The organism is Sphingomonas sp. 28-62-20, from assembly GCF_002281505.1.
The window spans coordinates 145,637-166,041 of sequence record NZ_NCGH01000010.1 but is presented as its reverse complement, the minus strand read 5'-3'; the positions used below and the strand labels follow the sequence as shown (position 1 = coordinate 166,041).

The following is a 20,405-nucleotide window of genomic DNA, read 5'->3' as shown; positions in this document are numbered from 1 at the left end:
CAAGTCCTAATCCTGTCCGCATCATCGACACAAGCAAATAAGGAGGCAAGCCTGCAATGTCCGATCCGATCGGCACCCGGATGATTGAGGACGGCCGGACCGCGCGCGCAATTTTCGATAGTGTCATGGCCAATCCTGCGCGCAAGAAATTCGGGTTCGGCAGCAAGCTGGCAATCGTCAATGTCGATTTCCAGCAGGCCTATACCCGGATCGACAAGTTCGCCACGGCATATGAAACCGACCCGCGCCAAATCGACTATGTGAACATCATCTCCGATCTCGCCCGGGCGCGGGGTATGCCCGTCATTTGGAGTCGGGTGGGGTATAAAGCCGATGCGGGCGATGCCGGCATCTGGGGCACGCGCACCGACACCCCCGATTCGCTGCAGAACATCAACTATGGCAGCGAGCGCCACGCCTATGACGATCGCTGCGTGATCCATCCTGACGATCTGCAATTCACCAAGCGCATGCCGAGCGCGTTCTTCGAAACGCCGCTCGCCAGCTATCTCGTCTGGCACAAGGTGGATACCGTGGTGGTTACCGGAGGGTCGACCAGCGGGTGCGTGCGCGCGACCGCCGTCGATGCGCTCAGTCACGGCTATCGCGCGATCGTGCCGATAGAGACCTGCGCCGACAAACATGAAAGCTATCACTTCGCGAACCTCACCGATCTTCAGCTGAAATATGCCGATGTTGAGCCCGTCCAGACCGTCATTGACTGGTTGGAAGCACGCTAATGCAGGAAGGTGCCGCTGATCCCGGTCTTTACGACTATGTCCGCTATCGGGGCCGCCCGAAAATTGTCTGGCCGGGCGGCAAGACTGTCGCCGTCTGGGTCGCGCCCAATCTGGAATATTACGAGATCGACCCACTGGCGCATCCGCAGCGCAAGGCCTGGGGCAAGCCGCATCCCGATGTTGTCGGCTATAGCCACCGCGACCATAGCAACCGCGTATCGCATTGGCGCATGGCAGAGGCGATGAGCCGCCATGGCTTCCCTGGTTCGGTCAGCCTGTCAGTGGCGCTTTGCCAGCATCACCCTGATGTGGTCGATGATGCGGCGCAGCGGGGCTGGGAGTTCTTCAGCCACGGCATCTACAATACACGCTATGCTTACGGCATGGACGAGGCGCAGGAACGCGCGATCATCGAAGATTCGATCCGCACTGTGCAGGCGGCTACCGGCCAGCGGATCAGGGGCTGGCTCGCGCCCGCGCTGACCCACACACCGCGCACGCTCGATCTGCTCGCCGATTATGGCCTCGATTACACTTGCGACCTGTATCATGACGATCAAGTCCAGGAGGTGAAGGTTGCCAAGGGGCGGCTCGCCTCGATTCCCTACAGCTTGGAGGTCAACGACCATTATGGCTTCTTCGTCTATAATATGAGCCCGCGCGACTATGCCGATACCCTGATCCGCCAGTTCGACCGGCTGGCCGCGGAAGGGGAGGCGTCCGGCACGGTGATGTGCATTCCCCTGCACGCATATTTGATTGGCCAGCCGCACCGCATCGGCGCGTTCGAAGGTGTGCTGGAGCACATCGCCGCCGATGGCCGGGCCTGGATTGCGCGCGCGGGGGAGATTGTCGATGCGTGGCGGGGGCAGCTGTGAAGGGCTATGTAATTCCTTCCCGGGACGGGGAGGGGGACCATGACGCGCAGCGGCATGGTGGAGGGGGCAGGCCGCAAGCGATATGCACGGGGATAGCCCCCTCCACCGCTTCGCAGTCCGCCTCCCCGCAAGCGGGGAGGATTTAGTGACGCTTGATCCCACCTATCTGGACTATCCCAAGCGCCGCCTTGGCTATGACCATGATCTCTTTCCATGGTCGGCGCTGCGGGACCGTTCGCCTGTCACCTGGCCCGACGGCAAATCGGTCGCGCTGTGGTTGTGCGTCAGCCTCGAATGGTTTCCCATCCTGCCCAGCGACACGCCCTTCCGCGCGCCGGGCCATATGCAGACCGCTTATCCCGATTACCGGCATTACACCGCGCGCGATTATGGCAATCGGGTGGGCGTGTACCGGCTGCTCGATGCGTTCGCGAAGGTGGGTGCAGTGGCCTCGTTTGCGACCAATGCGGCGATTGCCGATCGCTATCCCGACCTGATCGCCGATATCGTCGCGGGCGGGCATGAGATCATCGCGCATTCGACCGACATGAACGGCACCATCGCCAGCGGAGTGCCGATCGACGACGAGCGCGCCCTGATCGCCACATCGCTCGATACGCTGGAACGCGTCAGCGGCACGCGCCCGCGCGGTTGGCTGTCGATCGCACGCAGCCAGAGCTGGGACACGCCCGATCTGCTGCGCGAGGCCGGGCTAACCTATGCCTGCGATTGGGTGAATGACGAACTGCCCTATCGGTTCACCAACGGCCTGATCAACCTGCCGCTCAACCACGAACTGAGCGACCGTCAGATCATCACCGTTCAGCAGCAATCGGCGGACAGCTATGCCCAGCAGATGGGCGACGCGTGCGACTGGCTGACGGCGGAGGCGCGGACGCAGGGCGGGCGAATGCTGCCGCTGCACTTGACGCCCTATATCATGGCGCTGCCCTATCGGATCAGCGCGCTGGAGGATTTGCTCGTCAAACTGACGCAGCGCGCTGATGTGTGGACTGCAACTGGCAGCGCGATCGTCGATGCCTGGGCGGCGCAGCAATGATACAGGTCCGCAACCCGCGTACCGGGGAACTCGATTACGCAATCGACCCATTGGACGCCCTTCGCCTTGCTGCGCTGGCCACCGATTTGCGCGACCGACAAGCCCAATGGGCCAGCCGATCCACGACGGAACGAGCCGAGATGCTGCGCGCTCTGGGAGCAACAATCGCCCGCCATGCCGACGCAATTGGCACTGCGCTGACAATTGATACCGGTCGTCGTGCCATCTCACGGATCGAGGTGGAGGGAACGGCGCGGACCTTTGATCGCTGGGCCGGCCTTGCGCCCGATCTCATCGCCCGCTCCACTGGCGAGGCGCGTCCCAGCGCGACGCCGGGGGTCACTGTATCAACCCGGCTCGTGCCCTATCCATTGGTCGGCGTGATCAGCCCATGGAACTTCCCGCTTACGCTCGCGCTGATCGACGCCATCCCCGCGCTCGCGGCGGGATGCGCGGTGATCGTCAAGCCGTCCGAAGTCACGCCGCGCTTCATCCGTCCGCTGATGGCAGCGATTGCCGAGCTGCCGGAGGTGCCGCTGGTGGTGATCGAGGGCGACGGTGCGACTGGCGCCGCGCTGGTGAATGCGGTCGATTATGTCGCCTTTACCGGATCGGTCGCTACCGGGCGAAAGGTGGCGGCAGCAGCCGCGGCGGCGTTCATTCCGGCCAGCCTGGAACTGGGCGGCAAGGACCCAATGATCGTGCTGGCCAGTGCCGATCCGGCCTGGGCGGCGCAGGTGGCTCTCAGGGCGTCGATCGTCAATACCGGGCAGGCCTGTCAGTCGATCGAACGGGTTTATGTTGCGCGGCAGATCGCCGAGCCTTTTCTTTCCGCGCTGGTCGCGGGTGCCCAAGCGGTGCGGCTCAACGCCGAGTATATCGGCAGTGGCGAGATCGGCCCCTTCATCTTTGTAAGACAAGCCGAGATCGTCCAGGCGCAGATCGATGATGCGGTAGCCAAGGGCGCGACTGTGCTGGCGGGCGGCACCGTCGAGATCGTCGGCGGCGGGCATTATCTTCGCCCGACAGTGCTGATCGGCGTCACGCCGGACATGGCGATCATGGCCGAAGAAACCTTCGGCCCGGTCATTCCCGTCACGGTTTTTGATACTATCGATCAGGCCGTGGGGCTCGCCAATGGCGGCGTTTTCGGCCTGTCGGCGGCGGTCCTGGCGAGATCGCCTGAAGAGGCTGAGGCCGTCGCCATCCGCCTCAACGCGGGCGCTATCTCGATCAACGACGGCTCGCTCACCGCGATGGTGTGGGACGCTGAAAAATCGAGCTTCGGCGCCAGCGGGCTCGGCCCGTCGCGGATGGGCGACAGCGGCCTGCTGCGCTTCGTCCGCAAACAGGCGCTGCTTCGCCAGACCGGCACCGCGCTGCCGATTCAGGCCTATGCCGAGGATGCCCGCCGATGACGAGCTTTGCCGACGCCATGCCCAATATGCTGCGCCACGCCGGTGCATGGGAGGGCACCTACACCCATCTTGCGCGCGACGGATCGCTGATCGACCGCCACCGCACTTGGACCCTGTGCGAATTCCCGAGCGATGGGGCGTTCGCCTATATCCAGTCGAACAAGATGACCTGGGACGATGGCCGTGTGGTCGAGCGCTCCTTCGGCGGCGTGTTCCGCGACGGGATGCTCCACTGGGATACCGACCGTTTCATCGGCTATGGCTGGGAAACGCATAGTGGCTCGGTGATGCTGCGGCTCGACCGCAAGGATTCCCCCGGCGACCATTTCGTCGAGATCATCCATTTGTCCGACGACGGCAGCACGCGGGCGCGGACTTGGCAATGGTTCGAGCAGGGCGTGCCAACCCGGCGGACGCTGTGTGATGAGGTGCGGGTGGGGTGAGCGGGAATTTCGTCACCCCCGGGCTTGACCCGGGGTGCCGCTGCCTTTGGACAGCCGTTGAAAAGAAGAAGCGAGACCCCGGCGCGAGGACGGGGCGACGGAGAGCTGGGGCAATTGGGGGACCTACCGCGCCAATTCCACCAACTCATACCAGGTCGCCATATACCCGCCGACACCGCCCTGCACGAACACCGCGTCGTCATCCGCCGTCACCCACATGTCGTAGCGCGGGTGTTCCTTGCCGCCCATGCCGGTGTCGCTTGAATCGATGAAGGCGAAGTGGCGACAGGCGAAGGTGCCGGCGGCGACCGTCACCGTCTCCTCGCCGAAATATTCCAGGTCGATTGTCACCTCGGCGATCATCGGCGGCGTCGCGCCGCGGTGGTCGGGCGAGGGGAGGTAGCAGCGCAATGTGCGCCGGTGTGGGCCCTTGGACACGTCCATGCACCGCGTCATGTAGCCGTCACCGACGATCGGGTGCGTGCCGACCCCATCGATCGCGCCCATGAAATCGACGCGCTGCGACAGCCGCCCGATCGACGGCCCGGCGCTTTCGCATTCGATCACACCGCCGTCCGCGCGGTGCGTCAGGTTGAACCAGCCCGATCCCATGAAGGCATCCCCAACCGTCAGATGGACATGCAGGTTGCGCGGGTGGCCATCGGCGTCGATCGCATAGACGACATCGCGCAGCACGGTGGGCGCAGGTTCCTCGATCTCGCACTGCGCGCGCAGCGTCATCGCGCCATTGCTGTGATGTGTGAAGGCGAACCACTCGCGGCCACGTTCCTGATCCAGCATCTCGGGCTTTTTGGAGGTATAGCGAATGCGGCCACGAACCGTGCGATGCTGTATGGTCATCTTTTCCCCTCCCGCTTGCGGGAGGGGTTAGGGGTGGGCCAGATCTCGAAGACGGGGTTGACAGGCCAGGCCCACCCCCAGCCCCTCCCGCAAGCGGGAGGGGAAAAGTTGGTGCGCATCACAATTCCTTCAACTCGCGGCTGACCTGCTCCACCGGCTTCTCATCGACCGCCATCGCGTCCATCGCCTGCTGCACGCCGCGCATCACGCGGGCGATATAGGCCTTGGTCTCGACGCCGCGCTCATAGGCCGCGTCCTTGTCCGCGACGAAGCCTTCGATATCGGCGCGGCTGATCGTGCCCTTGGCCTCAAGCAGCCGCTCAACGGTGTCCTGCCGCTGTTTCAGCACTGACACCTCGGCGACCAGCGCCATGACGATCGAGAGGATACGGTCGAGAGCCGGGTCTTCGAAATAGTCGGGTCGCTTGCCCTTGGCGCGCTTGCCCGCCAGGCCGATCCAGTCGAGACCCTCGCTCATGCCGTTTTCCACGCGCCATAAGCGTGCCAATAGGCCGCGCGGCCATGATCCTCGCCCTCGCCGTCATTGGCCTTGGGGAAGATGCTCTCGTCGACCACCGCACGCACCCCGGTCTCGAACAGATCGTCCGTCGAGAACCCAGCCTCGACCATGATCGATTTCAGGTCGAGCGCGTGCATCGATGACCAGAAGGGCTCGTTATTGTTGAACGCATCCCAATCACGAATGAACTGTTCGTAGAGCGGCATCGCGTCCGAATATTGCGGCTGCTCCAGGTGGAACATCAGCCCGCCGGGGCTCAGCACGCGGTGCCCCTCGCGGATAATACGCGGCAGCGCAGTGCCGGAAAGCTCGTGCAGATACATCGTCGTCTGCACCCAGTCGAAATGCCCGTCGGGATAGGCGCCGAGGTCTTCCGCATTCATTTGAACGAAGTGGAGGTTGCGCGCGCCCAAAGCCTGCGCGCGGGCATGGCCATAGCGCAGCGAGGGTGCGGCGGTATCGATCGCGATGATCTCGGTCTCCGGAAAGGCGAGCGCGAGCGGCACGATATTGTGGCCGATCGTCGCGCCCATATCGAGGATGCGTTTGGGCGACCAGCCGGGCCGCTCGCGCTTGATCCAGTCGACCAGCGCCATGCCGCCGCCGTCCGACAATGCGCCGAGCCCGCCTGCCGTCGTCGCGAAGATCCCGCAGTCATAATTGGCGCCCGCCGAAACGTCGCCGGGGCGTTCCTCGCCATGATAGCTGCCGGGCATGCAGTGGATGTCGACCGCCTGCTGGTAGCGCGGCACCTGCACCGACGGATCGAGACGGAGCGTGTCGCGCCCCTCATTGAACTGGCGCGCCTTGGCGTCGAGTTCATCCAATTGGCGCAGCACCATTTGGCGGCCATTATGCTGGCGCATTTCCATCGAATTGCGTTTCAGCGCTGACCAGAAGCGATGCCACGGGTCCTTGTTCATCGCGCGGCGGATTTCGAAGCGATCCTCGGGCTCGCGGCCATGCTCCTTGACGAAGGCGGGCAGCACGCGCGTGTCATAAGCGCGCTTGTTGCCGGGGCCGAGCGTGGTCGCCATATATTTGTTGAAGTTCGCGAGGAAATCGAACCGCGCGGCCTCGTCATGGCTGGGCTCGGGGAACACTGCGTGGCGGGCGACCGCAGTATAAGGCGGGGCAACATCGATTTTGTCGGGTTGGGGCTTCATATCAGGCCATCCTTGGAGAGGCGTTCGATAACGGATTCATGCACCCGCAGGAAATGCTCGCGGTCCGGGATGGCGTGGTTGCCATCGGCATCAAGCAAGCCGTTGGCGGGCTGTACCTCGTGGCCTGCATAAATGGGGGCGAACAGTTCGAGCCGCTGCCGCGCGAGCTGGTTGGTCATGCCGGGCTTGCGGCGCTGGGCGCGCAGCGCGGCCAGGTCGATATCGGCGAAGGCGGTGAAGGTCTCGCCCGCATTGGATTCGCTCAGCACCTGGCCCTTGTAATCCACCACCATCGAATTGCCGTCGGCAGAGGCGAGCGGTAGCGCGGTGCCCTCAATCCCCGCTGTGTTGGCGCTGACGACATAAGCGATGTTCTCGAACGCGCGGGCGCGCTTCGCAATGGCTTTCGGCGTGGCGAGCGGGGAGCCGATTTCGGACGAGCTATGCACAAAGATCTCCGCGCCGCGCAGCGCATGGGCGCGAGCGATTTCGGGGTAGAGGATTTCTTCTGAGGCAATCGCCGAAAGATTGCCGATCTCGGACTTCGCCACCGGAAACACGCCATCGAGCCCATAGATATCGAGATATTTTGACCAGACATCATGCGGCGTTGGCGCAAACATCGAATTCAGGCGGCGATAGCGCACCACCACCTCGCCCGAGGGCGACAGGATCACGCTGGCCTGGAAATAGAGCCCGGGAAAATGCGGGTCACGCTCATAGGCATTGACCGCGAGGAACAGGTTCAGGCTCTGCGCGAGCTTGCCCAGCGCGGCATATTCCGGCCCGTCCATGTCAAGCGCTGCTTTCTCGGCAAAGTCGGGAACGGTGATGCGGCCGGGATAGCTGGTGAGCAGATATTCCGGCAGCACGGCGAGCCGTACTGGCGACCCACCATATTGCTGGATGAAGATGGTCGCAGACCGCAATTTGGGGCCGAGCGCTTCGATCATCGCCAGCATCTGCGCGGAAGCCTCGGCCCGATCAGCGCTGCGCTCGACCGACCGCGCGGTGAGCTGCATCGCCACGGCGGCATAGGGGGCAGGGGGCTTCACAATCCCAACACCCCCGGATTCATCCGCCCATCGGGATCAACCACGGCCTTGACCGCCTCCAGTATCGCCCAAGCCCCCGGATCGCTCCGCTCCTTCACCGGATAGGTGCGCCCGATTTGGAAATGAATGCCGTCCATCCGCCCGAAGATCGCGATGATCTCTGCCCGCAATTTCTCAACCAGCGCGCGGCCTTCCGCATTGGCGGGAAAGTCGCGCAGCTTGGCCAGGTGTGCCGCCTCGACGCTGTCCTTGTGCAGCGCTGCCTGCGCATCTGGCCAGTAGAACACCGGCTCGATCAGGAACCCCGTGGTCGCCACGGGCAGGAACATATAGCCCGCCCCGACGCCCAGCCGCTCCATTGCCACGGCATGCGCTTCGAACAGCGCGATCACCGCCTCGATCGTCGCCAGCGCCTTTGAATGGCGGACGATACCGTGCACCGGTACCCAGCGCTCGCCGCTGGGCCCCAGCATCGAATTGACCGGCGGGAAGGGATTGGCGCGCAACACCTTGGGGATCGTGTTCTCGACCTCGCGCCCGCCAGCTTGCGTGACAATTGCACGGATCGCCGCCATATCGGCGTCGGCGCTTGGCTGGTTGCGGCCTTCGGCAATCGTGTGGATCGAAAAGGTGGCGTCGTCGAGGAAGGAGCGTCCCGCCGCGACAACCTTCGCGCCCTCCTTCAACCCCTTCCAGAACCCGCCTTGCGCCTTCATCATCCCGACCAGCGCCTTGGCGTCGGCGCCCAGGCTGTCGCGCTTCATCCGCTGCGCCTGCAGGAAGGGATCGAAGCCGAAGCTTTCGGACGCGAAACCGGCGCGCGCAATCTCGCTCATCGCCGCCGTGAACTGCTCGGGCGTGTCGAAGGCGAAACTGCCATAAGCGAAATGGCTCGCTTCGCGGATCAGCGGCAGCGTGACATGCGCCTTGATCCCCAGCGCCCCGCAATCCGCCGCAAACAGCCCGGTAATGTCGGGCCCGAATGGGCGCAGCACGTCACTGCCGGTGCGCACGATGCTGCCATTCGCCAGCACGACATCGAAGCATAGCGCCGTCGCCGCGATCGATCCGCCCCGCGCGCCCCAGAACAGCCCGTTCTGGCTCATGCCGCCGCCGACACTCGCCCGGATGCCCGACAGCGTGCCCCAGAGCGGCGTGCGCAACCCCAATGGATGGAGCGTTTCATAGAGCTTGGCCCAGGAACAGCCGGCCTCCACCGTCACCGTCATGTCGGCCGGGTCGATCGTCAGGATGCGGTCCATCGCCGCCATATCGACCACCAGCGCCCCCGGCGCATCGGGCAGATAGCCCGAGGTATAGCTCATCCCGCCACCGCGCGGGACGATGGCGAGCCCGGCCTTGGCCGCAGCCTTCACCCCCGCCGCCAGCGTTTCGATATCGCGCGGGCGCAGGATCGCGATCGGGCGGTGGCCGATCGAGAACACATCCTGCCCGTAAAGCTCAAGCGATGCCGGATCGCTGAGCAGCGCGTCACCGCCAACCGCCGCCACGAGCGCGTCGAGCGTGGATATCTCAGCCAGCATGGCCATCCTCCGCGCCCAGTTGTGGATAGCGTCCGAGCGTCAGCAGAAGGGCGCCGCCAATCGCAAACATCGCGACCGCCGCCATCAGCATCAGATCATAGCTGCCCGTCCGATCGCGGACCACGCCATACAAGATCGGCGAAATCGCGCTGCCAATCCCGAATGGCATATAGAGCGCGCCATAGATCGCCCCGTAATTGGCCATCCCGAAATAGCGCGCCGCCAGGAAGGCGATCACGTCGCTCTCCGCCCCCGCCGCAAAGCCAAGCAGGAAACCGCCGGTCATGATGATGGACAGTCCAGCCGTATTCCCTAGCAGCAGATAAGCGGCGATCGCCGGCAGCAGCATCGCTGGAAAAGCAACGCCCGGCGCCCAGAAGCGGTCGAACAGCAAGCCCACCAGCACTCGCCCGGCGAGGATGCCGAGCGCCACCACACCGAGCACGCTGGCGGCATCCCCCGGCGTAAAGCCATGCAGCGCGACGATTTGCGCCATGTGGATGTGCGCCCCGCCATAAGCGAGCGCGATCAGCAGGATCGACAGGATCAGCACCCAGAAACGGTGGCCGCGCATCGCCTGGCGCAAGCTGAGCCCAATCAGCTGACCCTGGGCATCCGTCACACCCGCCGGACGCTCGTCAGCGCGCGGCTCGCGGAACCAGAGCAACGCGACGGGTAGCGCGATCAGCAGCGGGAACAGGGCGACGATCGGAAAGGCCAGCCGCCACCCGCCATAGCCAATCGCCGCGACCGCCACCTTGGGGACGATGATCGCGGCGAGCGAGGTGCCGATCAGCATGATGCCAAGCGCCAGCCCGCGATTCTTGGCGAACCACATGCTCACCGCGCGGCTCCAGGTAACCGGGGTCGATCCAATCCCGATCAGCCCCAGCACTGCCCAGAATGCCCACCAGCCGGGCAAGCTGCCGGGCACGAACCAAAAGGCGGCAAACACGATGATGAACCCGATCAGCGATCCGATCGCTACCGGGCGCACGCCGAACCGGTCGGCCATTGATCCATAAAGCGGCGCCAGCAGGGATGCGATGATGCCGAAGATCGTCACGCCGCCCGCGATCGCGGCGAAATCCCAGCCATATTCGGTGTGGATCGGCCCCATTACCAGCGGCAGGACGTTGAACGGCAACGGCGACGCCCCACAGGCGACGCCCAGCAACGATGCCGTCAGGACGCGCCAGCCCTTTTTGAATTCGCTCATGCGCCATGCTCCCGGCTGAGCTCAGCGAGCTCAAAGGTCGAGTCCATGTATCCGGACACGACGCCGCGAACATAGAGGAAATCGCCGTCAGCGCTCACCCACATGTCATAGGGCGGGTGGGCATTGGTCAGCCCGACAAAGGCGACATGGTGGCAATCAAAGGTTCCGGCCGGCACCGTGATGGTCTCGCGGCCAACATAGTCGAGCCCCGATCCGCTGGTCGTGATCATCGGCCCGGTCGCGCCCAGATGGTGCACCGAATGGAGCAGGTTGCGGCCGAAAAACTGCCGATGGCCGACGCCCTTGTGATAGGGGAAGGTCGACGCCAGCCAGCCATCGCCCTGCACCGCGTGGATGCCGAAGCCGCGGATCGGTCGCTCGATCGGTATCGATTGGCTGACCCTGCCTTCGTCGCGGGTCCAGCTTTCACAGGTCGCTTCGCTATCGGTGAAGCGGAACCAGCCTGTGCCCGTCACCGCACCTTCGCGCATGATGCGGACAAAGGCATCGTGCGGATGAAAATCGGGATGCACTGACAGCACAGAATCGCGCACCACATTCTGGTGGGCACCGTCGCCGCCGGTCAGCGTCATCTCGCAGTGCGCGGCCATTACCCGCAGGCCATCGGCACCGCGCGTGATCGACCAGTCTTCAAATCCCCACAGGGTGTTGGAGCCGGTCTTCCGATACTCGACCCGGCCACGCAGGCGGGGGATTGGCCGAAACGCGGTCATATAATGGCGCGATGATTGCGCTCGATCACGTTGATCAGCACATCGTCCGGGCCATAAAAGCTCATCTCGCGTGATCCTGGAACAAGGCTTGTTGGCGGGCACAAAATTTGCCATTGTGAGGCGTTTAGCCTGTCGACGAGCGGGTCCAGCGAAGGCATGTAAAACACGAGAACGCTCTCTCCGATGTTGACAGATCCGCGCTGTTTCCGAACGCGCGACAATTTGCCGCCGACGACCTGAAACAAGCCAATCATCCCGAATGGTGGACCTTCCACCTTTAATATGCGCGCGATGGTGGTGGCGCCCGCCGGAATGCCCAGCAATTGCCCAACTATCGGCCCGGTAAACTTGCCCGAATAAAATAGCTGATCGAGCCCCAAAAGGTCTCGGTAGAATGATGTCGCTACGTCAATGTCGCTGACGAACAGAGCGGTGCGGACAAGCCGGCTGATATCAAGCCCGCTAGCCGGTGCTTTGGCACCGGCAACGGATGCCGCCGCCAAGGCGGCACCCGTTATTCCGGTTAACACTTCGCGTCTGCCGATCGGGGACGTCAAAAGTTTACGCGCCCGCGAATGGTCCACATACGCGGGGGATTGAGATAGGTCGTATTCGACAAAGCCGATTGCGTGAATGCCTCATCAAAGCAATTGGTGCATTGCACGGACAATTGCCAAAGCTTGTTGGGCGCATTGAGGGCCAGTCCGGCATTCACCACCCATGCCGCTTGGCTAAAAGATCCCAACAGAAGCGCGCCGCTATTGGGGTTGGACGGGAAGGTGCCATTTGGCCCGGTAATTGATCCTGCGCGCAGGGACAGGTTGGCGGTCTGCACCTCCTGATCCGTATGATAACTGGCATTGACGGATGGGGTGAGCGAGTAACGGCCAATTGGGGCATCATAACTACCCCCGACGGCGATGGTAAAATCGGGCGTGCGTACCGGCGTTGCTATCGTGCCTTGCGCGGTGACGATGCCTACCCCGCATGCGGGGGCATTGTTGGCCGGTGTGCCCGCTGGTGCGGTATTTGGCGTTACCGGCACTTGACCGGCGGCTAACTGGCGTCGGCAATCGGCAAGCTGCCCCGCCACTGACTGCACGCCGAACTGGTCGAATGCCGGTGCGCGATTATTGATCGAATAATGATCATTTTGGTATCCGACATTGACGTACAGGTTCAGCCCGCGGGTCGGCACCAGCGTAAATTCCGCCTCAACGCCGGTATTTTTATAATCGGCGAAGTTTCTGGTGACAAAGCTCAGTACCCCGGTTGTCGGATTGATGATGCCCGCAGGGGTCTGAAGGTCGCTGACATCGGCGTGATAAACCGTGATGTTAGCCCTCAGTTTGCGGTTGAAAAATTCGGATTTGATGCCGCCCTCATAGCTCCAGATGGTTTCGGGCGTGAATGGAAGCACACCAGACGGCGCGGTGCCACGCGCATTCCATCCGCCGGATTTGAACCCGCGCGTCGCACTGGCGTATAGCAGGATGTCGTCATTAACCTTGTAGTTGATTGCAAAGCGCGGCGTCGTTTGCCCGGTTCGTAGGCGCAAGGGAATTGCAACGCGTGTTGGCACCGTGGTGCCATTTGCGGGGACGAAGAAATTGGGATCGAACAAGCAGCTCGCCGGTGGCGTTGCCACAGCGCACATTGCCCGCTGATCGATCAGGCTCAGCGTTTTGGTCTCGTCCGTATACCGGACGCCTGCGGTTAGCTTTAGCTTGTCGGTGATGTTCAGATCAGCCTGAACATAACCGGCAAATGCCTCGGTATTATTGTTGAGGACTCGGTCGCCAAGGAGCAATGATCCGCCGAAAACATCAGCAAAATCGGTGCGATTTTCCTCTTTGAGATAGTAGAAACCCGCGACGTAATCGATCCGATTGTCGCCAAGCTTTCCGTTCAGTTTCACTTCCTGGGTGAACTGATCAGACCGTGCATCGGTCAAGATGGTAAAGCCGCCGCGTGCAAAACCGCGAATTGGTGGGTTGGGCACGGCGACCGTCGGCCCCGAGCGCCCATCGAAGAAATCGATAGCAAATTGTTGAGTTTGGTTGACGAAGCCGGTGATCAGGGACAGCGTAGTATCGCGCGCAACGTCAAATTCCAGGTTTGATGTGACCAAATTGGTCGCCGATTTGTTGCCCAGCCCAAAATTGGCCTTACGACCGCGGACGCCCAAGCCAGCAAAATTCGCAGCACCGGGAACCTCGCTTAGGCCGGTCGCCGAAAACCGGCCATTGCAGTTGGCAGGATTTGACGGGTCGCAGTCAAAGTTCAGGATGTTCTCGCCATCGGCCTGAATGAAGGCATAGCTGGCATTCCAGCGTACGTTGGGCGACAGCTCCCCATAAAGGCCTACTCTTGCCCCGAACCCGTCATCGTCGTTTAGCCGTTGGCGGGTGATGTTGTTGATCGTGTAGCCGTCGTCATCTTGCCAATAGCCAGAAACCTTGACCTGAAACGAATCGTTAACGGGGAGATCGACCGACCCACGGAAAAGTTTCCGATTATAGGCACCGTACCCGCCTTCCAGATAGCCGCCAAATTCTTTGCCAGGCTTGCGCAAGATCACGTTGATCGCGCCGCCTGTCGTGTTCCGGCCAAATAGCGTGCCCTGAGGGCCGCGCAGTACCTCAACCCTTTCGACGTCAAACAGGGCGAGGTTGTTGGCGCTTTGACGCGAGAGGAAGACGTCATCGACATAGGTGCCCACTGGCGGATCAAATGTTGCCAGCGATTCGGTATTGCCAAGCCCGCGCAGATAATAAGCGTTGGCTGACCCCAGCCCGGTATTATTCTGCGCAATCAGATTTGGTACCAGTTGGCCTAGGTCGAGCGCGCTGGAAATGCCGGCCGTTCGCAGTTGGTCTGCGGAAAATGCCGAAATGGCAATCGGCACGTCCTGGATATTCTCACTTCTGCGCTGCGCGGTGACGACGATATCGGTAACGCCTATATCCCCGTCTGCGGCGGTTTCAGTGCTGGTCCCCGACGAATCACGGGATGTCTGGGCAATGGCCGGTGCGGCGACCAGGGTTGCCGAAATTGCGGTCGTTAGCGCAAACTTCCATTTCATCGTCTGGTTTCCCTTAAAAGCGTTGGTTGAGACGTCCCTGTGATCTGCTCGTTCGATTGTTATTTGTCCGGACAAATTTTCATGTATCAATCGGCATGTCAAGCCGGGTCGAATTGAAAGGATCGAACTGAAATGGAGGACATGGCGTATCGCAGCCTGGTCTATGCGCACCTGCTGCTGTTCGTTCTGTGGCTGGGCGGTGACGTGGGGGTGTTCGTGCTGGGCCAGCATTTCCGCAAACGGCAAAGTTATTCGCTCGACCAGCGACTCGCGCTGCTGAAGCTGTTGGTCGCGGTCGATATGGGGCCACGCACGGCCTGGGCGCTGATGGTACCCTTGTCGCTTAGCGTGGCGACAGCTGGCGGTTGGATTGCGCTGCCTACCTGGTTGGTCATCGCGGCATGGGGCGCGGGCCTGGCCTGGCTGTTGCTGGTGTGGGATTCGCACATCCATGATCAAACCCCGCGCGCCGCGCGCAATCGGCGGATCGAAGCGTGGATCAAATATGCCATCACCGGTTTCTATCTCTGGCTGGGCGCGGCCTCGCTGTTGACTGGCGCGCCGATCGCCATGCCATGGCTTGCGTGGAAGGCGCTGCTGTTCGGGTTGATCTTTATCGCGGCGATCCTGATCGATCTGGCGTTCAAGCCAGTTGGCCCGCAGCTTGGTCGGTTGATCGCCGAAGGATCGTCAGACGCGACCGAGATTCCCTTGCGCCGGACGATGGACCGTACCCGCATTTTCGTGCTCATGGTCTATGCGCTGCTGTTCATCACGGCCTGGCTTGGCGTCGTTAAGCCAAGTTAAGCAGCGGGCAAATCCACTTTACGACTTGACGTGACAAAGTTGTCCGGACAAATCTGATTCCATGACGGGGCGATCATCTATTGGCGCGGCCATGGGGCTGACAAGCCTGTTGTTTGTCCCCGGCTCAACACCCGCGCGCTTTGCCAAGGCGCTGGGGAGCGACGCTGATTTGATCTGCATCGATCTCGAAGATGCCGTGGCATCGGAGAGCAAAGCGGCGGCAAGGGCAGCGGCGATCGGCGCGATTGGCCCGCGCGTTGCCATCCGCATCAATGGCGTGACTACGGACGATGGCATGGTCGATCTGCACGCGCTGGCCGCCGCACCTGGCTTGCCCGACCTGGTGCTACTCCCCAAGGTGGAATCCGCCGACGAGATCGCGATTGCCCGTCGCCACCTGCCTGATGCCGCCTTCGTGCCCTTGATTGAGACCGCGCGCGGTCTCCGGTTGGCGCATCACATTGGTCAGGCGCCCGGCGTGGTTGCGATGATGTTCGGCGGGGGCGATCTGTCGGGCGAACTGGGTGTCGCGCTGGCTTGGGAGCCGCTGGCGGTGGCGCGCGGCTTGTTCATTCTCGCCTGTGCCGAGGCCGGCGTGCCCGCGATCGACGTGCCCTGGATCGTGCTGGACGATGCGACAGGGCTGGCGGACGAGGCACGGCGTGCGCATGCGATTGGCTTTCAGGCCAAGGCAGCGATCCACCCCGCCCAGCTGGAGGCGATCCACGCGGCGATGCGCCCATCGGCTGACTTGGTCGAGGAAGCGCGTGCAGCGCTGGCGGCCTATGAAGCCGCTGGCGCGCGCGCCATTCGCTATCAAGGCCGGATGCTGGAGGCGCCAATCATTCGCCGCTATGCCCGGATCATCAACATGGCCAAAGCGAGGGAGCTGACATAATGCGTGACGGCGTGACAGAGGTGGCCCCCGGTCGCTTCCGTGAGAATTACGGGCGGTCCTATGAGGATTTCGTCGTCGGCCACATCTATGAACATCGCCCGGGCCGGACGATCACTGATGCCGACAATGTCTGGTTCACGCTGCTGACGATGAACACCCATCCAGCGCATTTCGATTATGAATTCGCCAAGAAAACCGAGTTCGGCAAACCGCTGGTCGCGTCGCCGCTGACGGTCGCGATGATGGTGGGGATGAGCGTCTCGGACGTCAGCCAGAAGGCCGTCGCCAATCTTGGCTGGGACAATATCCGCCTGACCCACCCGCTTTTCCCCGGCGATACGCTCTATGCCGAAAGCGAAGTGCTGGAAAAACGTGAATCGAACTCGCGCCCCGAACAGGGCATCGTCACGGTGAAGACGATCGGCAAGAACCAGCACGGCGATATCGTCTGCACCTTCAGCCGCACAATGCTGATCTGGAAGCGGGGCTTTGGCCCCGTTGATGACTGAGGAACCAAATATGGCAAGCGCCCTGGACATGATCCGCCCCCCGATCGACATCGACGAGGAAGCCGCCCTGCTCGAAGCGATTGATCGCTGGATCGAGCGCGAGGTGCGCCCCGTCGTGATGAAATATGATCATGACGATATCTGGCCGGGCGAACTTGTCGATCAGATGGTCGAAATGGGCCTGTTCGGCGCGACGATTGGCAAGCAATATGGCGGGCTCGGCTTGCCGGCGGTCACCTATGCCAAGATCGTCGCGCAGATTTCGTCCTATTGGATGGCGATTACCGGCATCTTCAATTCGCACCTGATCATGGCGGTCGCGGTCGAAAAATTCGGGACCGAGGCGCAAAAGCAGCTTTGGCTCCCCAAATTCGCCAGCGGCGAAATTCGCGGCGGCCTGGCGCTGACCGAACCAAATGCCGGCACCGACCTGCAGGCGATCCGCACGACGGCAGTGCGCGACGGTGACGATTATGTGATCAACGGCACCAAGACCTGGATCTCGAATGGCATCAAGGGCAGCTGCTTCGCGCTGCTGGTGAAAACCGACCCAAAGGCGGACCCGCGCTACAAGGGGATGAGCCTGTTCATTGCGCCGAAGCAGGAAGGCTTCACCACTGGCAAGAAGTTTGAAAAGCTGGGCTATAAGTCGATTGATTCAGCCGAGCTGATCTTCGACAATTATCGCCTGCCTGCGGCCAACCTGATCGGCGAACGCGAGGGGCAGGGGTTTTTCCAGGCGACCGGCGGGCTTGAGCTTGGCCGCATTAACGTTGCGGCGCGCGGCGTAGGGCTCGCCGAGGGCGCGCTCAGGCTCGCCACCAACTATGCGCAGGTCCGCGAAACCATGGGCAAGCCGATCGCCGAGCACCAGGCGATCCAGCTCAAGATCGGCGAAATGGTCACCCGCGCCCGCGCCGCGCGCCTGCTCACCTTCGATGCGGCAGAAGCCTATGATCGCGGTGAACGCTGCGACATGGAGGCTGGTATGGCGAAGTTCTTTGCCTCCGAAGCAGCGGTTAAGAATGCCGAAGAAGGCATGCGCATCTTCGGTGGCTACGCTTATTCGAAAGAATATGAGATCGAGCGTTATTACCGCGATTCGATGCTGATGTGCATTGGTGAAGGCACCAACGAGATGCAGCGGATCATCATTTCCAAGCAATGGGTGAAGCGGAATCCCGCATGACCAATCCGTTGCGCCTTCCCCTGACCGGCTATCGTATCCTGTCAGCCGAGCAATATGGCGCCGGTCCTTATGGCACGATGTTCCTGGCGCAATTGGGGGCGGAGGTCATCAAGATCGAACCGCCCAAGCAGGGCGACACCGCGCGTGCCGTCGGCCCCCATTTTCTGCGCGAGGGGGAAAGCCTGTATTTCCAGAGCTTCAACCTCAACAAGAAGTCGGTGACCCTCGACCTGACGGCGCCAACGGGGCAAGCGGTGTTCCGGCGGCTCGCGCAAAATGCGCATGCCGTCGCCAACAACATGCGCGGCGACCTGCCCGACAAATTGGGGCTGACCTATGCCGCCTTGGCCGAAATCAACCCGGCGATCGTGTGCGCACATCTGTCCGCTTATGGCCGTGACAATGATCGCGCGAAATGGCCGGGCTATGATTATCTCATGCAGGCCGAGGCGGGCTTCCTAGCGCTGACCGGCGAGCCGGAAGGGCCCCCGGTGCGCTTCGGTCTGTCGATGGTCGATTTTATGACGGGCACGATGATGACGATCGGCCTGCTCGCCGCGCTGATTGAAGCGGCAAGGACCGGCACGGGGCGCGATGTCGATGTTGATCTGCTGTCTGCGGCCGTTCATCAGACCAGCTATCCGGCGGTCTGGTACATGAATGAGGGCGATGTCACGCCGCGTGCCCCGCGCTCTGCCCACCCGTCGGTCACGCCGAGCCAGATGTTTCGTACCGCCGATGGCTGGATTTTCGTGATGGCCCAGCTCCCCAAATTCTGGGCGATCCTGACAGGCAAGATCGACCGCCCTGACCTTGCCAGCGATCCCCGCTTTGCCACGCCTGCCGACCGGCTCGCCAATCGCGAAACGCTGACGACGGTGCTGGATGCGGTGTTCCAGCAACAATCGACGGCCCATTGGCTCGGCGTCTTGCAAGGCCATATGCCAGTATCGGCAGTCAATCCACTCGACGCCGCGCTCGACAATCCGTTTCTTCGCGAAACGGGGATGCTCGACACGGTCGCCCATCCCGACAGACCCGAATTGCGCGTGCTCGCCAATCCAATCCGGCTGGATGGCGAACGCTTGCCCAACCGGGCTGGGCCGCTGCTCGGGGCAGATACCGCGTCAGTGCTGGTCGAGGCGGGCTATAGCGTCGCCGAAATCGCCGATCTGAAAGCTAGCGGCGTCATCTGATGGCCAAGCTTACCGGGATCACCGTCGTCGATCTGACGCAGTTCCTGCCGGGGCCAATGATGACCATGATGCTGGCCGATCAGGGCGCGGAGGTTATCAAGGTCGAGCCGCTGGCGGGCGATCCGGCACGGTTGCAGGCGCCGTTCGAGGCTGGCCAATCGGTGTGGTTCCGAAATCTCAATCGCGGCAAACGCAGTATTGCGCTCGACCTGAAAGGTGACGAGGGCAAGGCCGCGTTGTGGGCGTTGATCGAGCGCGCCGATATTGTGGCAGAGGGCTTCCGCCCGGGCGTGATCGATCGGCTCGGTTTCGGCTATGCAGCGGTCGCGGCCCGCAACCCCCGCGCCGTTTATTGCTCAATCAGCGCCTTTGGTCAGACGGGGCCGCTCGCCCACCACCCCGCGCATGACATGGCCGTTCAGGCCCTGGCCGGCTTCCTCTCGGTCAATGACGGGGCCAATGGCACGCCGGTTGTTCCGGGTGTTCCTTCGGCAGATATGGCGGCGGGGCTGACGGCATTGTCGGCCGTGCTGATGGCGCTGATCGGTCGCGAAAAGACCGGGCGGGGCGACTATATCGACATCGCCATGTATGATGCGATGCTGCCCTGGTGCGCGCATATCGCTGGCGATGCCATCGCCGGGGGGGCGCCACCACGATCGTTGGCACAACGCTCGCTGGGGGGGGGCGGCGTTCTACAATGTCTATCGCACCGCAGACGGTCGCCACATTGCACTTGGCGGGCGCGAGATGAAATTCGTGGCCAATTTGCTGACCGCGCTGGGGCGTAGCGACCTGATCCTGATCGCCGAGGCCCCGGCAGGCGAGCAGGGCGTGCTTATCAGCTTCCTGAAAGAGACGTTCAATCAGCGGACGCGCGATGAATGGGTCGCGTGGTTTGCGGACAAGGACGTCGCCTTCGCGCCCGTCCTTGATTTTGCCGAGGCGCTTACTGCGCCGCAGATCGCCCATCGCGGCTTGCTGGTCGAGCATGACGGCGCGCACCAGATTGCGCCCGCGATCCGCTTTGCCGATGACGATTGGCAAGCGCGCTCCGCCCCCGAACTGGGCGCGCCCTGAGCG

20 protein-coding genes and 1 pseudogene are annotated in these 20,405 nt (G+C 62.5%); 12 read left to right on the top strand and 9 right to left on the bottom strand.

Features of this window, described 5'->3' with window-relative positions:
* The first annotated feature begins 56 nt into the window (after nucleotides 1-56).
* The 5 genes from B7Y43_RS10295 (at nucleotide 57) to B7Y43_RS10275 (ending at nucleotide 4,539) form a co-directional block, all read left to right on the top strand.
* Complete coding sequence (locus tag B7Y43_RS10295) at nucleotides 57-740, top strand: isochorismatase family protein (RefSeq protein WP_374131555.1); 684 nt, start codon at nucleotides 57-59, stop codon at nucleotides 738-740.
* Complete coding sequence (locus B7Y43_RS10290; protein ID WP_374131554.1) at nucleotides 740-1,618, top strand: polysaccharide deacetylase family protein; 879 nt, start codon at nucleotides 740-742, stop codon at nucleotides 1,616-1,618. Before B7Y43_RS10295 ends, B7Y43_RS10290 begins: the two co-directional genes overlap by 1 nt.
* A 145-nt stretch (nucleotides 1,619-1,763) precedes the next feature.
* Complete coding sequence (locus B7Y43_RS10285; RefSeq protein ID WP_374131553.1) at nucleotides 1,764-2,678, top strand: polysaccharide deacetylase family protein; 915 nt, start codon at nucleotides 1,764-1,766, stop codon at nucleotides 2,676-2,678.
* Entirely contained in the window at nucleotides 2,675-4,096 is a 1,422-nt protein-coding gene (locus tag B7Y43_RS10280) for an aldehyde dehydrogenase family protein (RefSeq protein ID WP_374131552.1), read from the top strand. The genes B7Y43_RS10285 and B7Y43_RS10280 overlap by 4 nt, the downstream gene beginning before the upstream one ends.
* Nucleotides 4,093-4,539, top strand: a complete 447-nt coding sequence (locus tag B7Y43_RS10275) for a hypothetical protein (RefSeq protein WP_374131551.1) — start codon at nucleotides 4,093-4,095, stop codon at nucleotides 4,537-4,539. Before B7Y43_RS10280 ends, B7Y43_RS10275 begins: the two co-directional genes overlap by 4 nt.
* A 123-nt stretch (nucleotides 4,540-4,662) precedes the next feature.
* On the opposite strand, the gene B7Y43_RS10270 is transcribed toward B7Y43_RS10275, so the two are convergent.
* The 9 genes from B7Y43_RS10270 to B7Y43_RS10230 form a co-directional block, all read right to left on the bottom strand.
* Entirely contained in the window at nucleotides 4,663-5,400 is a 738-nt protein-coding gene (locus B7Y43_RS10270) for a hypothetical protein (RefSeq protein ID WP_374131550.1), read from the bottom strand.
* A gap of 118 nt (nucleotides 5,401-5,518) precedes the next feature.
* The gene (locus tag B7Y43_RS10265; RefSeq protein WP_374131549.1) at nucleotides 5,519-5,878 is read right to left on the bottom strand and encodes a hypothetical protein; all 360 of its coding nucleotides are present in this window, start codon (nucleotides 5,876-5,878) and stop codon (nucleotides 5,519-5,521) included.
* A complete protein-coding gene (locus tag B7Y43_RS10260) occupies nucleotides 5,875-7,086 on the bottom strand; it encodes a class I SAM-dependent methyltransferase (protein ID WP_374131548.1) in 1,212 nt (403 codons plus the stop codon). The genes B7Y43_RS10265 and B7Y43_RS10260 overlap by 4 nt, the downstream gene beginning before the upstream one ends.
* Nucleotides 7,083-8,141: a nitrilase-related carbon-nitrogen hydrolase gene (locus B7Y43_RS10255; protein ID WP_374131547.1), complete on the bottom strand. Its 1,059-nt coding sequence runs from the start codon at nucleotides 8,139-8,141 to the stop codon at nucleotides 7,083-7,085. The genes B7Y43_RS10260 and B7Y43_RS10255 overlap by 4 nt, the downstream gene beginning before the upstream one ends.
* On the bottom strand, nucleotides 8,138-9,691 hold the full coding sequence (locus B7Y43_RS10250; RefSeq protein WP_374131546.1) for an FAD-binding oxidoreductase: 1,554 nt from the start codon (nucleotides 9,689-9,691) through the stop codon (nucleotides 8,138-8,140). Before B7Y43_RS10250 ends, B7Y43_RS10255 begins: the two co-directional genes overlap by 4 nt.
* The gene (locus B7Y43_RS10245) at nucleotides 9,675-10,904 is read right to left on the bottom strand and encodes an MFS transporter (RefSeq protein ID WP_374131545.1); all 1,230 of its coding nucleotides are present in this window, start codon (nucleotides 10,902-10,904) and stop codon (nucleotides 9,675-9,677) included. The genes B7Y43_RS10250 and B7Y43_RS10245 overlap by 17 nt, the downstream gene beginning before the upstream one ends.
* Nucleotides 10,901-11,638: a hypothetical protein gene (locus tag B7Y43_RS10240; protein WP_374131544.1), complete on the bottom strand. Its 738-nt coding sequence runs from the start codon at nucleotides 11,636-11,638 to the stop codon at nucleotides 10,901-10,903. The genes B7Y43_RS10245 and B7Y43_RS10240 overlap by 4 nt, the downstream gene beginning before the upstream one ends.
* The gene (locus tag B7Y43_RS10235; protein WP_374131543.1) at nucleotides 11,635-12,168 is read right to left on the bottom strand and encodes a VOC family protein; all 534 of its coding nucleotides are present in this window, start codon (nucleotides 12,166-12,168) and stop codon (nucleotides 11,635-11,637) included. The genes B7Y43_RS10240 and B7Y43_RS10235 overlap by 4 nt, the downstream gene beginning before the upstream one ends.
* A 23-nt stretch (nucleotides 12,169-12,191) precedes the next feature.
* Nucleotides 12,192-14,723 carry a TonB-dependent receptor gene (locus tag B7Y43_RS10230; protein ID WP_374131542.1) on the bottom strand — a complete coding sequence of 844 codons (2,532 nt, stop codon included), beginning with the start codon at nucleotides 14,721-14,723 and terminating at the stop codon, nucleotides 12,192-12,194.
* Between the two features lie 132 nt (nucleotides 14,724-14,855).
* Between B7Y43_RS10230 and B7Y43_RS10225 the strand changes: the two genes are divergently transcribed.
* The 7 genes and pseudogenes from B7Y43_RS10225 (at nucleotide 14,856) to B7Y43_RS10195 (ending at nucleotide 20,402) form a co-directional block, all read left to right on the top strand.
* Nucleotides 14,856-15,530, top strand: a complete 675-nt coding sequence (locus B7Y43_RS10225) for a hypothetical protein (RefSeq protein ID WP_374131541.1) — start codon at nucleotides 14,856-14,858, stop codon at nucleotides 15,528-15,530.
* 91 nt (nucleotides 15,531-15,621) lie between these two features.
* Nucleotides 15,622-16,428 (top strand): CoA ester lyase, encoded by an 807-nt coding sequence (locus B7Y43_RS10220; protein ID WP_374131540.1) that lies wholly within the window; start codon nucleotides 15,622-15,624, stop codon nucleotides 16,426-16,428.
* The gene (locus B7Y43_RS10215; protein ID WP_374131539.1) at nucleotides 16,428-16,937 is read left to right on the top strand and encodes a MaoC family dehydratase; all 510 of its coding nucleotides are present in this window, start codon (nucleotides 16,428-16,430) and stop codon (nucleotides 16,935-16,937) included. The genes B7Y43_RS10220 and B7Y43_RS10215 overlap by 1 nt, the downstream gene beginning before the upstream one ends.
* Nucleotides 16,938-16,947: 10 nt before the next feature.
* Nucleotides 16,948-18,126, top strand: coding sequence for an acyl-CoA dehydrogenase family protein (locus B7Y43_RS10210; protein WP_374131538.1), 1,179 nt, complete (start codon nucleotides 16,948-16,950; stop codon nucleotides 18,124-18,126).
* Nucleotides 18,123-19,322: a CaiB/BaiF CoA-transferase family protein gene (locus B7Y43_RS10205; protein ID WP_374131537.1), complete on the top strand. Its 1,200-nt coding sequence runs from the start codon at nucleotides 18,123-18,125 to the stop codon at nucleotides 19,320-19,322. Before B7Y43_RS10210 ends, B7Y43_RS10205 begins: the two co-directional genes overlap by 4 nt.
* Nucleotides 19,322-19,924, top strand: a pseudogene (locus B7Y43_RS10200) (CaiB/BaiF CoA transferase family protein); the annotation flags it as partial. The gene B7Y43_RS10205 and the pseudogene B7Y43_RS10200, both read left to right, overlap by 1 nt.
* Complete coding sequence (locus B7Y43_RS10195; protein WP_374131536.1) at nucleotides 19,914-20,402, top strand: CoA transferase; 489 nt, start codon at nucleotides 19,914-19,916, stop codon at nucleotides 20,400-20,402. The pseudogene B7Y43_RS10200 and the gene B7Y43_RS10195, both read left to right, overlap by 11 nt.
* The last annotated feature ends 3 nt before the right edge of the window (nucleotides 20,403-20,405 follow it).

Excerpts from the sequence above, each read along its gene's own strand:
- B7Y43_RS10195 (WP_374131536.1), top strand. The coding sequence starts at position 19,914 with ATGATGCGATGCTGCCCTGGTGCGCGCATATCGCTGGCGATGCCATCG.
- B7Y43_RS10270 (WP_374131550.1), bottom strand. The coding sequence starts at position 5,400 with ATGACCATACAGCATCGCACGGTTCGTGGCCGCATTCGCTATACCTCC.
- B7Y43_RS10245 (WP_374131545.1), bottom strand. The coding sequence starts at position 10,904 with ATGAGCGAATTCAAAAAGGGCTGGCGCGTCCTGACGGCATCGTTGCTG.
- B7Y43_RS10210 (WP_374131538.1), top strand. The coding sequence starts at position 16,948 with ATGGCAAGCGCCCTGGACATGATCCGCCCCCCGATCGACATCGACGAG.
- B7Y43_RS10225 (WP_374131541.1), top strand. The coding sequence starts at position 14,856 with ATGGAGGACATGGCGTATCGCAGCCTGGTCTATGCGCACCTGCTGCTG.
- B7Y43_RS10295 (WP_374131555.1), top strand. The coding sequence starts at position 57 with ATGTCCGATCCGATCGGCACCCGGATGATTGAGGACGGCCGGACCGCG.
- B7Y43_RS10275 (WP_374131551.1), top strand. The coding sequence starts at position 4,093 with ATGACGAGCTTTGCCGACGCCATGCCCAATATGCTGCGCCACGCCGGT.
- B7Y43_RS10215 (WP_374131539.1), top strand. The coding sequence starts at position 16,428 with ATGCGTGACGGCGTGACAGAGGTGGCCCCCGGTCGCTTCCGTGAGAAT.
- B7Y43_RS10230 (WP_374131542.1), bottom strand. The coding sequence starts at position 14,723 with ATGAAATGGAAGTTTGCGCTAACGACCGCAATTTCGGCAACCCTGGTC.
- B7Y43_RS10260 (WP_374131548.1), bottom strand. The coding sequence starts at position 7,086 with ATGAAGCCCCAACCCGACAAAATCGATGTTGCCCCGCCTTATACTGCG.
- B7Y43_RS10265 (WP_374131549.1), bottom strand. The coding sequence starts at position 5,878 with ATGAGCGAGGGTCTCGACTGGATCGGCCTGGCGGGCAAGCGCGCCAAG.
- B7Y43_RS10280 (WP_374131552.1), top strand. The coding sequence starts at position 2,675 with ATGATACAGGTCCGCAACCCGCGTACCGGGGAACTCGATTACGCAATC.
- B7Y43_RS10290 (WP_374131554.1), top strand. The coding sequence starts at position 740 with ATGCAGGAAGGTGCCGCTGATCCCGGTCTTTACGACTATGTCCGCTAT.
- B7Y43_RS10220 (WP_374131540.1), top strand. The coding sequence starts at position 15,622 with ATGGGGCTGACAAGCCTGTTGTTTGTCCCCGGCTCAACACCCGCGCGC.
- B7Y43_RS10250 (WP_374131546.1), bottom strand. The coding sequence starts at position 9,691 with ATGGCCATGCTGGCTGAGATATCCACGCTCGACGCGCTCGTGGCGGCG.
- B7Y43_RS10205 (WP_374131537.1), top strand. The coding sequence starts at position 18,123 with ATGACCAATCCGTTGCGCCTTCCCCTGACCGGCTATCGTATCCTGTCA.
- B7Y43_RS10240 (WP_374131544.1), bottom strand. The coding sequence starts at position 11,638 with ATGACCGCGTTTCGGCCAATCCCCCGCCTGCGTGGCCGGGTCGAGTAT.